The following is a 13,776-nucleotide window of genomic DNA, read 5'->3' on the forward strand; positions in this document are numbered from 1 at the left end:
GGCTCTCTCTTCGCTCGCGTTGCGTCTTACGGCGCGAACGCTTCCTCCAGGAACAATTTCAGCTGTGCAAGGTGCCGGGACATGGTGCCCGTGGCCGTCGACGCCGAGGCGGCGCGTCCAACGTAGCGGGCGCGCCTCGACTTGCCGCCGATCTGCGTCAGCACCCATTCGAGATAGGAGTCGACGAAGGACCAGGCGCCCATGTTCTTGGGCTCTTCCTGACACCACACGACGTCGGCCTCCTTGAAGCGCCCGAGCGCCGCGACGAGGCCCTTGAGCGGAAATGGATAGAGCTGCTCGACCCGCAGCAGATACACGTCGTCGACGCCGCGTTTCTCGCGTTCGTCGAGGAGGTCGTAATAGACCTTGCCCGAACACAAAATGACCCGGCGAATGTTTTCGTCGGCTTTGAGGACGAACGTCTCCGTCGGCGACGTTTCGGCGTCGTCGAGGAGCAGCCGCTGAAAGCTTGAGGCCATGCCCATTTCGCCGAGCCGCGAGACGGCGCGCTTATGGCGCAGCAGCGATTTCGGGGTCATCAGCACCAGCGGCTTGCGGAAGCTTCTGTGCAGCTGACGGCGAAGGATATGGAAGTAGTTCGCAGGCGTCGTGCAATTGGCCACCTGCATATTGTCTTCGGCGCACAGCTGCAGATAGCGCTCGAGCCGCGCCGAGGAATGTTCCGGACCCTGGCCTTCGTAGCCATGCGGCAAGAGGCAGACGAGTCCCGACATGCGCAGCCACTTGCGTTCGGCCGATGAAATGAACTGGTCGAAGACGACCTGCGCGCCATTGGCGAAATCGCCGAACTGCGCCTCCCACAACACCAGCGCGTCGGGCTCGGCCAGCGAATAGCCATATTCGAAGCCGAGCACCGCCTCTTCGGAGAGCATCGAATTGACGACTTCGTAGCGGCCCTGGCCTTCGGCGATGTGATTGAACGGCAGATAGCGCGCTTCGTTCTCCTGATCGATGAGCACGCTGTGACGTTGCGAAAAGGTGCCGCGCTCGCTGTCCTGCCCGGAGAGCCGCACATTGTAGCCTTCATAGAGCAGCGAACTGATCGCCAGCGCTTCGGCCGTCGCCCAGTCGATCGGCCCGCCGTGTTCGATCGCCGCCTTCCGATTGTCGAGAAAACGCTGGATCGTGCGGTGGGCGTGAAAGTCGGGCGGCGTCGAGGTGATCTCGGCGCCGATGTGCTGCAGCGTCTCGAGCGCCACGCCGGTCTGTCCGCGACGTTCGTTCTCCGAGAGTTGCCAGCCCGATTTCTTTCCCGCCCAGCGGCCGTCGAGCCAATCCGCCTTGTTGGGCTTGTAGCTCTGGCCCGCTTCGAACTCTTCGTTGAGCCGCGCGCGCCAGTCTTCCTTCATGCGATCGACGTCTTCGCGAGTCGTCACGCCTTCCGCGATCAGACGGTCCGCATAGATATCGAGCGCCGTGCGGTGCGCCCGGATTTTCTTATACATCAGCGGCTGGGTGAATCCCGGCTCGTCGCCCTCATTATGGCCGAAGCGGCGATAGCACCACATGTCGATCACGACGGGCTTTTGGAACTGCTGACGGAACTCGGCGGCGACGCGGGCGGCGAAGACGACGGCTTCCGGGTCGTCGCCGTTCACGTGAAGTATCGGCGCCTCGACCATCTTCGCGACATCGGACGGATAGGGCGAGGACCGCGAGTAGCGCGGGTAGGTGGTGAAGCCGATCTGATTGTTGATGATGAAGTGGATCGAGCCGCCGGTGCGATGCCCCTTCAATCCGGAAAGGCCGAAACATTCCGCGACGACGCCCTGGCCGGCGAAGGCCGCGTCGCCGTGGATGAGGAGCGGCATCACCGAGCGGCGGTCGCCGTCGGCGCAATGATGCTGATCCTGCTTGGCGCGCACTTTGCCGAGCACGACCGGATCGACGATCTCGAGATGCGACGGATTGGCGGTGAGCGAGAGATGCACCTTGTTGTCGTCGAACACGCGATCCGACGACGCGCCGAGGTGATATTTGACGTCGCCGGAGCCTTCGACTTCATCCGGCAGGAAAGAGCCGCCCTTGAATTCGTGAAACAGAGCGCGGTGCGGCTTGGCCATCACTTGCGAAAGCAGGTTGAGACGGCCGCGGTGGGCCATGCCGAGAACGATTTCCTGCACCCCGAGCGCGCCGCCGCGCTTGATGATCTGCTCCAGCGCCGGAACAATGGATTCAGCGCCGTCGAGGCCGAAGCGCTTCGTGCCGGTGTATTTGACGTCGAGGAACTTCTCGAAACCTTCCGCCTCGACGAGCTTGTTGAGAATGGCGCGTTTGCCTTCCTGCGTGAAGACGATCTCTTTCTTGGGGCCTTCGATGCGCGCCTGCAGCCAGGCCTTCTCCTCCGGATTGGAGATATGCATGAATTCGAAGCCGATCGTCCCGCAATAGGTGCGGCGCAGGATCGTGACCATTTCAAAGAGCGTGGCGTATCGCATCCCCAACACGCCATCGAGGAAGATTTTGCGCTCGTAGTCCTCGTCGGTGAACCCGTAGGTCTGCGGATTGAGTTCGCCGTGATCGTAGCGCTGCTCCAGCCCGAGCGGGTCGAGATTGGCGTGCAGATGGCCGCGCATGCGATAGGCGCGGATCATCATCAGGGCGCGCACGGAATCGCGCGTCGCCCGCAACACGTCCTCGCCGCCGGGCGTCGGCGCGGGGACAGGAGCGACTGGCGATTTTGCAGGCGCCGGCGCCTCGCCGATGATCGCGCTCACCCATTCGCCGTTCGGCTGCGGCCAGTCGCGCCGCGCCCAGCTCGGGCCGTCGGCGACGGCCTGCTCCTGCGGTCTGACGCCCATCTCGGCGAAGAAATTGCGCCAGTCGGCGCTGACCGAGGAGGGATCGGCCTCATAGGCCGCAAGCAGGCCCTCGAGATAGCCCGCGTTCGCCCCCTGCAGAAACGATGTCGAAGCAAGAAAGTCATTTTGCGGCGAGCGCGCGCCCACCGGCGCGGCGGGTCCGGCGCCGCCATTGGTTTCAAAACGCGCCATCTCAATCTTTCCCAAAAGCGCCGGCGCTCAAAGCCCCCGACGACTTTCGAAGCGATGAGCGGGCGAGCCGCTAGCCCTTCAGCGCTTCGACCAAGGTCTTTCCCAGCCTCGCAGGCGAGGGCGACACTTTGATGCCCGCCGACTCCATGGCTGCGATTTTACTTTCGGCGTCGCCTTTGCCGCCCGAGACGATCGCGCCCGCGTGGCCCATACGGCGGCCGGGAGGCGCGGTGCGGCCCGCGATGAACCCGACCATCGGCTTCTTGCGGCCGCGCTTAGCTTCGTCTTTCAAGAATTGGGCCGCGTCTTCCTCCGCCGCCCCGCCGATCTCGCCGATCATGATGATGGACTTAGTTGCCTCGTCTGCGAGAAACAACTCCAGCACTTCAATAAAATCCGTGCCTTTGACGGGATCGCCGCCGATGCCGACGGCCGTCGTTTGACCTAAGCCTTCGCGCGTCGTCTGGAACACCGCCTCATAGGTGAGCGTGCCGGAGCGCGACACGACGCCGACCGAGCCGCGCGAGAAAATATTGCCGGGCATGATGCCGATCTTGCTCTCGCCGGCGGTGACGACGCCGGGACAGTTCGGGCCGATGAGCCGGGATTTGGAGCCGCAGAGCGCGCGCTTGACGCGGATCATGTCCTGAACCGGCACGCCCTCGGTGATGCAGACGATGAGGGGGATCTCGGCTTCGATCGCCTCGCAGATCGCGTCGGCGGCGCCTGGCGGGGGCACATAGACCACGGACGCGTCGGCGCCGGTCTTTTCGCGCGCCTCGAGCACCGTGTCGAAGACCGGAAGATCGAGATGGATCGAGCCGCCTTTGCCGGGCGACACGCCGCCGACCATTTTGGTCCCATAATCGAGGGCCTGGACGGAGTGGAAGGTGGCGGTCTTGCCGGTGAAGCCTTGGGTGATGACTTTGGTGTTCTTGTCGATCAGCACGGACATGAAGCGCAAATCCCGAAACAAGCGAAAACGGCGCGCGCGCCTTTGAATAAGCGAAAAACCGGAGCCGCCGCCCGTCGTCGCCCGCGCGGAACCTATTGACAAAAGCTCAGCCGCACAAGGCGGAGAAGGGCCCTGCGACAGGGGGCCGCGTCGCGCTCTCGCCGTCTGTTTTGGCGCGGCGAATCTTTACGTTGGATGAACCAAAACAAAAAGCCGGCGGTCACCCGCCGGCTTTTTTGTCGAAAGGACTTGGCTCAGTGGGGGGCTGCGCCGAGGCTCGACACGTCGACCTTCACGCCCGGCCCCTGGGTGGAGCTGAGCGCGACGCGCTGAATATAGGTGCCCTTGGCGCCCTGCGGCTTCGCTTTGGCCACGGCGTCGACGAAGGCCTTGATGTTCTCGACGAGCTTGCCGTCGTCGAACGAGGCCTTGCCGATCGTTCCCTGCACGATGCCGGCCTTTTCGACGCGAAACTCGACCGCGCCGCCCTTCGAGGCCTTCACCGCGCCGGCGACGTCCATCGTCACCGTGCCGACCTTCGGGTTCGGCATTAGGCCGCGCGGGCCGAGCACCTTGCCGAGGCGGCCGACGAGCGGCATCATGTCCGGCGTCGCGATGCAGCGGTCGAAGTCGATCGTTCCGCCCTGCACCGTCGTCACGAGGTCTTCGGCGCCGACGACGTCGGCACCCGCCGCCGTGGCTTCATCGGCCTTGGCGCCGCGCGCGAAAACCGCGACGCGCAGAACGCGGCCGGTGCCGTTCGGCAGATTGACCACGCCGCGCACCATCTGGTCGGCGTGTTTGGGGTCGACGCCAAGATTCATGGCGATTTCGACGGATTCGTCGAACTTGGCCTTGGCGCGCTCGCGCACGAGCTTCACCGCCTCGTCAATCGCATAGAGCTTGGTGCGTTCGATGCCCTCGCGGGACTTGGCAATACGTTTTCCGACATGCGCCATGGTTTTACTCCACCACCTCAAGGCCCATCGCGCGGGCGGAGCCGGCGATCATCGACATCGCGGATTCGATCGAAGCGCAGTTGAGATCGACGATCTTCTTTTCCGCGATGTCGCGGATCTGCGCCTGTGTGATCTTTCCGACGACGTTGCGGCCCGGCAATTTGGAGCCGGAGGCCGGCTTCTTGCCGATCTTGAGGCCCACCGCCTTCTTGAGGAAGAAGCTGACCGGCGGCTGCTTCATTTCGAAGGTGAAGGAGCGGTCCTGATAGGCGGTGATGACGACGGGGATGGGCGTCCCCTTCTCGATCTGTCCCGTCTTGGCGTTGAACGCCTTGCAGAACTCCATGATGTTGAGGCCGCGCTGGCCGAGCGCGGGACCGATCGGCGGCGACGGATTGGCCGCGCCGGCCGGCACTTGCAGTTTGATATAGCCGGCGATTTTCTTCGCCATTTGCTTTCTCCAACGTTTGACGCCCGCCGCGATTTTTCACGCGTCGGCGCCGGTTGCAGTTCGTGGTCCGGTCTGAGCTCCCCAATGGCGTCGGGGCAGACCCGCCACGTATGATGTCCAGCGCAAAGTTGCCGCAGGAACCCGAGCTTCTAAGCGATGCCCGAGAAATGATCAACTGCCTGATCTGAATCGAACAAATCTGTTAATTTGGGGGTCGGCAAAAGCCCGGATTGTAAGCTCATCAACTTGGCAGAACCGTTGGTTCCAGGCTCATTAATATTGAGAAATCAAGCAGATCTGAGAGGTCAGCCCAGAATATGCTGTCTCGAAATAAGCCCTGTTTCTGTGGAAGCGGAAAACGCTTCAAGCACTGTCATGGTGCCTACACCATCAATCGTCCCGACGCGCCGATAGAGAACTGGCATGTTGTGCCGCAATATGTGCGCGACGCCTTCAACCAAGGCCAAATGGCAAAGGTGAGGCATTATCAGCAATTTGGTCTGCATCGCCCTCCTCTACTTGCGGGCAGTGACCGCGATCGCTTCATCGTTCGCGGGGATCAAATTCTGCATTGGGCTGGCGGAGGCAGCTTTCTCAACTTTTTGGAGTCTGACTTACTTCGCGACATGGGCGAAGGGTTTCGCCGCAATGAAGCACATCCTCTCCACGTATGGTGGAAGTCTATGCGTGCCCATGCCGAGGCTTACAGTAAGTCTGGCGCGCACGGCAAAATTCTGTCGACAGTGGCAGCAATTAACTTCTTCACCGTCGCTCACGATCTTTTTATCATCGCCGACAATGCGAGACCCAGGGAGCGGCTGTTGAAGTCGCTACGAGTCCCAGATCAATTCCACGGCGCGCGCCACGAGTTAATGGTCGCCGCTTCCCTTGTGCGGGCGGGCTTCAAGATCGACTTTTCTGACGAAACGGATTCTGACCGGAAACATTGCGATGCAACAGCAATACACAGAAGGACGGCCCGAAGCTATTTCGTCGAAATGAAAGCAAAGGGCCGACCCGGCATCCTGGGCAAACCTGGCCCGAGTCCCTCGCCGGACGAAATGAAGCGCGACGTTTCTCGTCTACTCCGAGTTGCCTTGGAAAAGCCAGCCTCTGGCGAGCGACTTATCTTTCTTGATATGAATTTACCTCCAATGCCGTCGGGGACTGATGAGGGTGTATGGTGGCAGAGCGATGCTATCGCTTCAGTCCGCGCAGTAGAAAAGCAGCCGGGTAATTTAAAGCCTGACATATCGGCATTTATTGTTTTCACCAATGTCCCAAGCTACCAGATGGGGATGGAAGATTATTACGCTGGGCTTGAGATCGCCTTTACTGCTTTCCGCAAGCCGGGTTTCGCCACAGAGACAACGCTGCTTGGCGATCGCTACCCTGACATCGCCGATTTGTTTAACGCGCTCAAGGCGCATGACTTAGTGCCCGACTCATTTTAGCGACCAGGGCTAAGTTCCGTTGAACGAGAATTGTCGTAGCGCCTCAGAAAAACGGGTGCGAAAACCTCCTCGTTCCGTCCGCAATAGACCTCAGTGCCCCTCGGGCGTGAGTCCTACATGTTGTTCGAGGCGGCGTAAGCGCTCTTCGAATTCGGTCAGCAGAACTCCGTGCCCGATTTGCGAGGAATGATATTCCATCACCGAGCGGCGCAGCCCGGAAATCTGGTCACTCAGGCGCTTCTCCTGCTCCTTGATCTGCTTTTCCAGATTCATCATGTCCGAGGCCACGTCGGCGCGCAGCGAATGAATCTCAGAGCTAAGCTCCGAGCGGACGTCAGCTAGGTCGCTCTTCGTCGCCATCTCTTCGCGAAGGCCATCCACCTTCGCGTCGATCTTGCGCAGCAGCGCCAGCGTGAAATTCTCGGGCTCGTCGCTCATCGCGGCTCCGATCGCCGCTGAACACGGGCGGCGTTCTTTCATAACATGATTTTGCAAAAGCGCGGGACGAACCCAGTTGATCCGAGCCTCTACCTCGCCCCGTGCGGGGAGGTCGATCGCCGCAGGAGATCGGGTTGGGGATGCTTTGCACCCCGCCCGGCTTGCTGCGCAAGCCACCCTCCCCGTCAAGGGGAGGGATGCGCCTCTTCCGGCAGCAGGCGGCTTAAACCTTCTCGACCTGGGCGAACTCCAGCTCCACCGGCGTCGGCCGGCCGAAGATCGACACGGCGACCTTGAGGCGTGAACGCGCCTCGTCGATTTCCTCGACGAGGCCGTTGAAAGAGGCGAAAGGCCCGTCGGCGACGCGCACCGTCTCGCCCACCTCGAACATGATCGTGGGCTTCGGCCGCTCGACGCCATCGGCGACCTGGCCCTTGATGCGCAGGGCCTCTTCCTCGCTGATCGGCATCGGCTTGTTGTCGGCGCCAAGAAAGCCGGTGACCTTCGGCGTATTCTTGATGAGCGAGAACACCTGATCCGTGAGTTCGCATTTCACCAGCACATAGCCGGGGAAGAATTTGCGCTCGGCGGAGACCTTGCGTCCGCGTCGCACTTCCATGACCTGTTCGGTCGGGACCAGAATCTCTTCGAATTGGTCGGCGAGCCCGCGCTGCCCCGCGCCCTCGCGGATCGCCTCGGCGACCTTCTTTTCGAAGTTCGAATAGGCGTGAACGATGTACCAGCGCATGCTCATAGCGGCGCGACTAGCTCCAATTGTCTATCGACCGACGCCCAGCATCAACCCGACGCCGAAACGCAGCGCCGAATCGACGACGACGAAAAAAAGGCTTGCGAATAGCACCATCAGGATGACGAGGCCGGTCGTGATGAGCGTCTCGCGCCGCGAAGGCCAAGTGACCTTGCCCGCCTCGGCGCGGACTTCCTGCAGGAATTGAAACGGATTGACCATTCGGCTACCGGGCTATGCGGGGACGCGCGATCCACCCCTATGACTCACGTCACAAATGACTCGCGCCGTAAAACGATCGCGGCGCGGGACCTGCCGGCCGCGCGCCACGAATTCAAGCGGCTTATAGCCCCTTAGCGCCGCGCCGCCAAGCGAAAAACGCGAGAGCCCCGGGCCACCGACGCCGGGTCGTCCTGCCGTTCACGGCGTTGCGTCGGCAGGCTGGCCGGCGGCGCTGGCCTTCGCCAGCTCGACGAGATCGGGCGGCAGCAATCGGGCCTCCTCTTCAGTGATGGACGCCACCCTCCCCGCGAGGTTCGAGCCGAGCCGCGCCATCGCCTCTTTCAGGTTTGGAGGATCGTAGCGGCTATTGGCGCCATAGATGTTGCAGCTGCGGCCGAGCTTGGCCAGCACGCTCCAATGGATCTTCTCATTGACCTGTTCCTCGGCGGGATCGCCGCCGGAGCTGAAAAAACTGTTGGCGGGCGCCCCGGCCGGAAACATTTCGCGACTGCGCGGAAAATTCCTGTCGATCGGATATTTCTCGGCGGAATCGGGGATGTTTCCGTCGATGTTCGGTTTCAGCGCGCGCCTGATCGCCGCTTCGTCGAAGGAGGTTCCGGTGAGCGCCTGCGTGCGCGCGATCATCCAGATCAATGCGATGTCCGAAAGGCCGGATTCCGGATAGCCGCCGCCGACGTTGCAATGGACGCCCGGAAACCAGATCTGCTCGATGTTCTTTGGATGCGGCTCTCCCTTCTTCACCGTCCAGAAGGTCGGCGTGAACGGACGGCGGCGCTCGTCGACGCCGATCGCGTGCAGCGCGTGATCGACATGCGGACCGAGCTGCGTGTCCTCAAAACCGCCGAACACCGCCAGCGTGACGTAGCGGCCGAGCGGCGCAAGCCCGCTGAACCCGGCGGGCACGCCATATGAGCCGACGGTGTCGAAAACGCCGAGCAGCTTGATGCGATTGTTCGCCTGAACGTCGGGACCGCTCGGCGGCGCGCCGAGCCGCGACGACTTCTTCGCGCTCTTGTTGGCCTTCACGATGTCGAAGATGCTTTTGTCTGTCGTCTTTCGGATGCCGCAGTCGCCGATCAGGCCGGCCAAGGCGCGGGCGGCATAGGCGCCGCGCGAAAATCCGTAGATATACAGCTCCTGATCGTCCCGATAATTGTCGACGACCCAGTTGTAGGCGTCCTGCACGATGGTCCGCAGGCCGAGGCCGGCGGCGCCGCCGACGATCTTGAATCCTTCGGCGCCGACGCCGGAAAAGTAGCGGACGTTCTGCTCGACGCCGTCCGCGCCTTTCGGCGGGATGAGCTTTTCGGAGACTTTCTCGTCCCAGGACTTCTTGCAAATGCTGGTGAAATCGCGCGGCGTATTCCATGTGCCGTCGAGCAGGATAATGTTGCGAATCATCTTTTCCTCCAGCAGCTTGGGAAGCTTAAGCAACTGCGGACAAAAGAGCGTCAGGGCGCTTTGCGATGCTGACGCGGTTTGGCGGCGCCGGCAAGCGAAGAGGACATATTTGCCCAAGACGCCCGCCCCCCGCTATGAGAAGCGAAACCTCAGCCAAGCTTTGGAGAAACGGATGCGCGCACGTCTACTTTTCTTGGCCGCATGCGCCGCGGCTGGCCTCGCCGGCTGCAACGCCGCGCGCCAACCGCAGATCGTTCCTCCCGGGCCAGCGGGCCCGCCGCCGGCGCGGATGGTCGAAGCGCCTCCGCCGGACGCCCCGGGTTGCGCCGGCGCGGTCGCCCGCTATCGCTCAGTGATCGACAATGATCTTGCGATGGGACACGTCAATAGGAGCGTCCATGCTCAGATCTCGAACGAGATCGGCGAGGCGGCGTCAGCCTGCTCCAACGGTCAGGACGGCCGCGCGATATCGCTCCTGCGCGCCTCGAAATCGCGGCACGGCTATCCAGGGTGAGGCGCGCGCCCCTGCGACATCAGCTTGGAAGCGCTCCAGACTAGATTGATTGACCTCATGTTTTGGCCTTCTTACTTTCGATATGGACGCGGCGGGACCGTCGGCGCTCAGCGAACTCGGGAGATGCGGTTTTTGAAGCGCGACCATTTTGTGGGGGTCCTCGTGGCCTCGGCTTTGAGCATCTCCAGCGCCGCTGCGGCTGAGAACGCCTTCACGCTCACGATCAAGGATCATCGCTTCGAACCGGCCGAACTTCGCGTTCCAGCCAATCAGCCGGCGACGCTGACCGTGAAGAACCTCGACGCCACGCCCGAAGAGTTTGAAAGCAAGAGCCTGCGGATCGAGAAAGTGATCCCCGGCAACAGCGAGGCGACTTTCACGCTTCGGCCGCTGAAAGCCGGCCGCTACAAATTCGAAGGCGAGTTTCACGATAACACGGCCAAGGGCGAGGTCATCGCGGAATAGCCATGCTCGGCGCGCTCATCATCGTCTTCCGCGAGGCCATCGAAGCCGGTCTCATCATTGGCATCGTTCTGGCCGTGACTCGCGGCGTCGCCGGCTCTCGCGGCTTCGTCGCGGCCGGCGTCGGAATCGGCGCGCTGGGCGCGATTGTCGTCGCCGCTTTCGCCGACCGGCTCTCGCAAGCTTTCGCCGGCAGCGGGCAGGAGCTCTTTAACGCCTCGATCCTCGCGATCGCCGTCGTCATGCTCGTCTGGCACAACATCTGGATGGCGCAGCATGGGCGCGAGCTGGCGCAGAACCTTTCCGACGTCGGGCGGGCGGTGGCGCGCGGCGACGAGACGCTCTTCGCGCTGACGGCCGTCGTCGGACTGGCCGTCTTGCGCGAGGGCGCCGAGGTGGCGCTGTTTCTCTATGGCATTCTCGCCTCTGGCGAATCCGGCTGGGACGTCTTCGCCGGGGGACTGGCCGGACTGGCGCTCGGCGCGTTGACGAGCGTCGCGACATTCTATGGGCTCGTCGCGATCCCTCCGCGCCGCCTGTTCGCCGTAACGACATGGCTCATCACGCTGCTCGCCGCCGGCCTTGCGGCGCAATGCGTCGCTTTTCTGCAGCAGGCGGGCTTCGTGACGGCGCTCTCCGACACCGCCTGGGACTCGTCATGGATTTTGTCGGATAAGAGCATCGTCGGCCGGGTGCTGCACACGCTGATCGGCTACGCCGACCAGCCTTCCGCCATGCAGGTCGCGGTGTATCTCGCGACGCTCGTCGTCATCGTCGCGGCGACCAAATTTTTTGCCGCGCGGCCGCCCTCGGCCTCGGTGGGCGCTCCGGCGGAGTAGCGTTTGGCCGGTCGCGCGAGGCGTCGACCCTGCCTCAGCCGCCGCCGAAGAGATCCTCGAAAAAGTTTCTATCCGGCGCCCCGCGCCTCTGCCGTGGCCGTTCGATCGAACCGACCGTCGGGATGTCTTCCGGCGGCAGAAGATCGTCGATCGCGCGCGGCGGCGACCTGGGCGGAGCGTCCCGCGGCGCGGGCGACGCCTCCGCTACGGGCGGCTGGTCGGGCGAGTCGCCGGGGATATGCGCCGGCGGTCGCGGCGCAGGCGCCGTTCTCGCCGATTGCGGCCGGGGCGCGGGCCTCGACTCCCCGGTGAACAAGCCGATGAGGTCATCCATCGGCTTGGCGATCTCCTCGGGAAGCGCAATGTTGTCCGACCGCCAGGCGCCCGAGGGCAGGCCGGCGACGGGTTGGCCCTTCAAGGCGACGCTCATGAAGCGGCTCCAGATTTCGACCGGCAGATTGCCCCCGGAAGCTTTTTTCGTCGGCGAGTTGTCGTCATTGCCGAGCCAGACGCCCGCGACCAGCCGGCCGGTGTAGCCGACGAACCAGGCGTCGCGGAAATCCTGGCTCGTGCCCGTTTTGCCGGCGGCGTTCCATCCCGGAAGCTCGGCCTTGCGGGCGGTGCCGGTGAGCAGCGTCTCCCGCATCATGTCGTTCATCATCGCCACATATTGCGGCGCGATGACGCGTCCGAGCGACGCGTTCTTGCGCTGGTAGAGCGTCTTGCCGGCGGCGGTCTTCACCTTGAGAATGACATGCGGTTGGACGCCGATCCCGCCATTGGCGAAAGGCGTATAGGCGGCGACGAGCTCGAGCGGCGTCACCTCGGACGTGCCGAGCGCGATCGAGGCGTTCGCCTGCAGGTCGGACTGGATGCCGAGGCGATGCGCAGTCTTCGCCACGGCCTTGGGGCCGACTTCGAGGCCGACGCGCACGGCGACGGTGTTGAGCGACAGCGACAGCGCCTTGGTGAGGGTGACGGGTCCGAGATATTGACGGCTGTAGTTTTCAGGCCGCCAGCCTTTGACGTCGAGCGGACCATCCTCGCGCACCGACTCAGGGGTAAGCCCCTGTTCGAGCCCCGTCAGATAGACAAAGGGTTTGAAGGCGGAGCCGGGTTGGCGTTTGGCCGAGACCGCGCGGTTGAACTGGCTGGCCGAATAGTCGCGCCCGCCGACGAGCGCCCGGATCGCGCCAGTGGGATCGAGGGCGACGATCGCGCCCTGGGCGACGCCGAATTTCGCGCCTTTCTCGTCGAGCTCCTGCTTGAGCGCGCCTTCCGCCGCCATCTCCATGCGCGCGTCGATCGTCGTCGTGACGACGATGTCCTGGTCGATCGCGCCGATCGTGTCGTCGAGCATGTCCATGACATAGTCGGCGGCGTAATTGATCGACCCCGCGCCGATGTCGCTCCGGGCGCGTGCGGAATGCGACAGCGCCGTCGTCGCCGTCGACTCGCTGATATGGCCTTCCTGCGCCATCGCCGCGATCACCTGCGCCGCGCGCTCGGCCGCTCCCTCCGGATTGCGATCCGGCGCAAGCTTGCTCGGCGCCTTCATCAGCCCGGCGAGGACGGCGGCTTCGGAGAGGGTGATGGTTTTCGCGCCATGGCCGAAGTAGCGCTCGGCCGCGGCTTCGACGCCATAGGCGCCGGAGCCGAAATAGACGCGGTTGAGATAGAGTTCGAGAATCTGGTCCTTGGAATATTTATGCTCGAGCCAGAGCGCGAGGATCGCCTCCTGGATCTTGCGCGAGATGGTGCGCTCCTGGGTCAGGAACAGGTTTTTGGCGAGCTGCTGCGTCAGCGTCGAGCCGCCCTGCATGCCGCCGCGTCCCGTGACGTTGCGGACAATGGCGCGGCCGATGCCGATCGGATCGACGCCCCAATGCGAGTAGAAGCGGCGATCCTCGATCGCGATGAAGGCCTTTGGGACATAGGGCGGGAGGTCCGCGAGCCGGATCGCCGCGCCGCCGGTGTCGCCGCGGTTGGCGAGGAGTTCGCCGTTCACGTCGAGGATGGCGATATTGGGCGGGCGTTTGGGCACCGCCAGCTGATCGATCGGCGGCAGTCGCGCGCCGTAATAGACGGCGAGGCCGCCCCCGGCGATGGCTCCCCAGAGCGCCAGCGTGAAGCTCCAGTAGATGAGCGCGCCAAAGAGCGAGCGCGAGCGGCGCGGCGTTTTGCGGGCGCGCGGGCGGGGCGGCGGACGGCGCTCGGCGCGCAATTCGCCGTCATCGTCGTCGTCGAACCGCGGTTCGCGACGCTTATCGCTGCGCGCCATCGGATACTCGCCTGTCG

Annotated in this window: 13 protein-coding genes; 4 read left to right on the forward strand and 9 right to left on the reverse strand. The window is 63.4% G+C overall.

All coding sequences use genetic code 11. The annotated features are described in order from the left end of the window. Window positions 1-26 precede the first annotated feature (26 nt). From ACPS74_RS10955 to rplK, 4 genes are all read right to left on the reverse strand, one after another. Complete coding sequence (locus ACPS74_RS10955; RefSeq protein ID WP_029649128.1) at window positions 27-3,014, reverse strand: 2-oxoglutarate dehydrogenase E1 component; 2,988 nt, start codon at window positions 3,012-3,014, stop codon at window positions 27-29. Window positions 3,015-3,084: 70 nt separating this feature from the next. Continuing rightward, window positions 3,085-3,969, reverse strand: coding sequence for a succinate--CoA ligase subunit alpha (gene sucD / locus ACPS74_RS10960; protein WP_029649127.1), 885 nt, complete (start codon window positions 3,967-3,969; stop codon window positions 3,085-3,087). Between the two features lie 254 nt (window positions 3,970-4,223). After that, window positions 4,224-4,928, reverse strand: coding sequence for a 50S ribosomal protein L1 (rplA, locus tag ACPS74_RS10965; RefSeq protein ID WP_018406583.1), 705 nt, complete (start codon window positions 4,926-4,928; stop codon window positions 4,224-4,226). Between the two features lie 4 nt (window positions 4,929-4,932). Then, on the reverse strand, window positions 4,933-5,379 hold the full coding sequence (gene rplK / locus ACPS74_RS10970; RefSeq protein ID WP_014891468.1) for a 50S ribosomal protein L11: 447 nt from the start codon (window positions 5,377-5,379) through the stop codon (window positions 4,933-4,935). Window positions 5,380-5,696: 317 nt separating this feature from the next. Here rplK and ACPS74_RS10975 point away from each other — a divergent pair, with 317 nt between their 5' ends. After that, entirely contained in the window at window positions 5,697-6,833 is a 1,137-nt protein-coding gene (locus tag ACPS74_RS10975) for an SEC-C domain-containing protein (RefSeq protein WP_083481320.1), read from the forward strand. Window positions 6,834-6,923: 90 nt separating this feature from the next. On the opposite strand, the gene ACPS74_RS10980 is transcribed toward ACPS74_RS10975, so the two are convergent. From ACPS74_RS10980 to ACPS74_RS10995, 4 genes are all read right to left on the reverse strand, one after another. After that, a complete protein-coding gene (locus tag ACPS74_RS10980) occupies window positions 6,924-7,313 on the reverse strand; it encodes a hypothetical protein (RefSeq protein WP_244471405.1) in 390 nt (129 codons plus the stop codon). Between the two features lie 181 nt (window positions 7,314-7,494). Continuing rightward, window positions 7,495-8,025: a transcription termination/antitermination protein NusG gene (gene nusG, locus ACPS74_RS10985; protein ID WP_029649124.1), complete on the reverse strand. Its 531-nt coding sequence runs from the start codon at window positions 8,023-8,025 to the stop codon at window positions 7,495-7,497. Window positions 8,026-8,049: 24 nt separating this feature from the next. After that, the gene (gene secE, locus ACPS74_RS10990; RefSeq protein WP_018406587.1) at window positions 8,050-8,241 is read right to left on the reverse strand and encodes a preprotein translocase subunit SecE; all 192 of its coding nucleotides are present in this window, start codon (window positions 8,239-8,241) and stop codon (window positions 8,050-8,052) included. A gap of 198 nt (window positions 8,242-8,439) precedes the next feature. Further along, on the reverse strand, window positions 8,440-9,663 hold the full coding sequence (locus ACPS74_RS10995; RefSeq protein ID WP_157055212.1) for a DUF2235 domain-containing protein: 1,224 nt from the start codon (window positions 9,661-9,663) through the stop codon (window positions 8,440-8,442). Between the two features lie 172 nt (window positions 9,664-9,835). On the opposite strand from ACPS74_RS10995, the gene ACPS74_RS11000 reads away from it, so the two are divergent. The 3 genes from ACPS74_RS11000 (at window position 9,836) to ACPS74_RS11010 (ending at window position 11,478) form a co-directional block, all read left to right on the forward strand. Further along, a complete protein-coding gene (locus ACPS74_RS11000; RefSeq protein ID WP_029649122.1) occupies window positions 9,836-10,177 on the forward strand; it encodes a hypothetical protein in 342 nt (113 codons plus the stop codon). Between the two features lie 162 nt (window positions 10,178-10,339). Continuing rightward, window positions 10,340-10,642: a cupredoxin domain-containing protein gene (locus ACPS74_RS11005; protein WP_239753660.1), complete on the forward strand. Its 303-nt coding sequence runs from the start codon at window positions 10,340-10,342 to the stop codon at window positions 10,640-10,642. Window positions 10,643-10,644: 2 nt separating this feature from the next. Beyond that, window positions 10,645-11,478, forward strand: a complete 834-nt coding sequence (locus tag ACPS74_RS11010) for an FTR1 family iron permease (protein ID WP_029649120.1) — start codon at window positions 10,645-10,647, stop codon at window positions 11,476-11,478. Between the two features lie 34 nt (window positions 11,479-11,512). Here the strand turns inward: ACPS74_RS11010 and ACPS74_RS11015 are convergent, their stop codons facing one another. Continuing rightward, window positions 11,513-13,759: a transglycosylase domain-containing protein gene (locus ACPS74_RS11015; protein WP_029649119.1), complete on the reverse strand. Its 2,247-nt coding sequence runs from the start codon at window positions 13,757-13,759 to the stop codon at window positions 11,513-11,515. Between the last annotated feature and the right edge of the window lie 17 nt (window positions 13,760-13,776).

Source organism: Methylocystis sp. SB2, from assembly GCF_049817085.1.
Classification (GTDB): Bacteria; Pseudomonadota; Alphaproteobacteria; order Rhizobiales; family Beijerinckiaceae; genus Methylocystis; species Methylocystis rosea.

What these genes read in the sequence shown, in the direction of transcription:
- rplK (WP_014891468.1), bottom strand. Translation starts at nt 5,379, where the DNA reads ATGGCGAAGAAAATCGCCGGCTATATCAAACTGCAAGTGCCGGCCGGC.
- ACPS74_RS10995 (WP_157055212.1), bottom strand. Translation starts at nt 9,663, where the DNA reads ATGATTCGCAACATTATCCTGCTCGACGGCACATGGAATACGCCGCGC.
- ACPS74_RS10980 (WP_244471405.1), bottom strand. Translation starts at nt 7,313, where the DNA reads ATGAAAGAACGCCGCCCGTGTTCAGCGGCGATCGGAGCCGCGATGAGC.
- ACPS74_RS10975 (WP_083481320.1), top strand. Translation starts at nt 5,697, where the DNA reads ATGCTGTCTCGAAATAAGCCCTGTTTCTGTGGAAGCGGAAAACGCTTC.
- ACPS74_RS11015 (WP_029649119.1), bottom strand. Translation starts at nt 13,759, where the DNA reads ATGGCGCGCAGCGATAAGCGTCGCGAACCGCGGTTCGACGACGACGAT.
- ACPS74_RS11010 (WP_029649120.1), top strand. Translation starts at nt 10,645, where the DNA reads ATGCTCGGCGCGCTCATCATCGTCTTCCGCGAGGCCATCGAAGCCGGT.
- nusG (WP_029649124.1), bottom strand. Translation starts at nt 8,025, where the DNA reads ATGAGCATGCGCTGGTACATCGTTCACGCCTATTCGAACTTCGAAAAG.
- ACPS74_RS11000 (WP_029649122.1), top strand. Translation starts at nt 9,836, where the DNA reads ATGCGCGCACGTCTACTTTTCTTGGCCGCATGCGCCGCGGCTGGCCTC.
- sucD (WP_029649127.1), bottom strand. Translation starts at nt 3,969, where the DNA reads ATGTCCGTGCTGATCGACAAGAACACCAAAGTCATCACCCAAGGCTTC.
- secE (WP_018406587.1), bottom strand. Translation starts at nt 8,241, where the DNA reads ATGGTCAATCCGTTTCAATTCCTGCAGGAAGTCCGCGCCGAGGCGGGC.
- rplA (WP_018406583.1), bottom strand. Translation starts at nt 4,928, where the DNA reads ATGGCGCATGTCGGAAAACGTATTGCCAAGTCCCGCGAGGGCATCGAA.
- ACPS74_RS10955 (WP_029649128.1), bottom strand. Translation starts at nt 3,014, where the DNA reads ATGGCGCGTTTTGAAACCAATGGCGGCGCCGGACCCGCCGCGCCGGTG.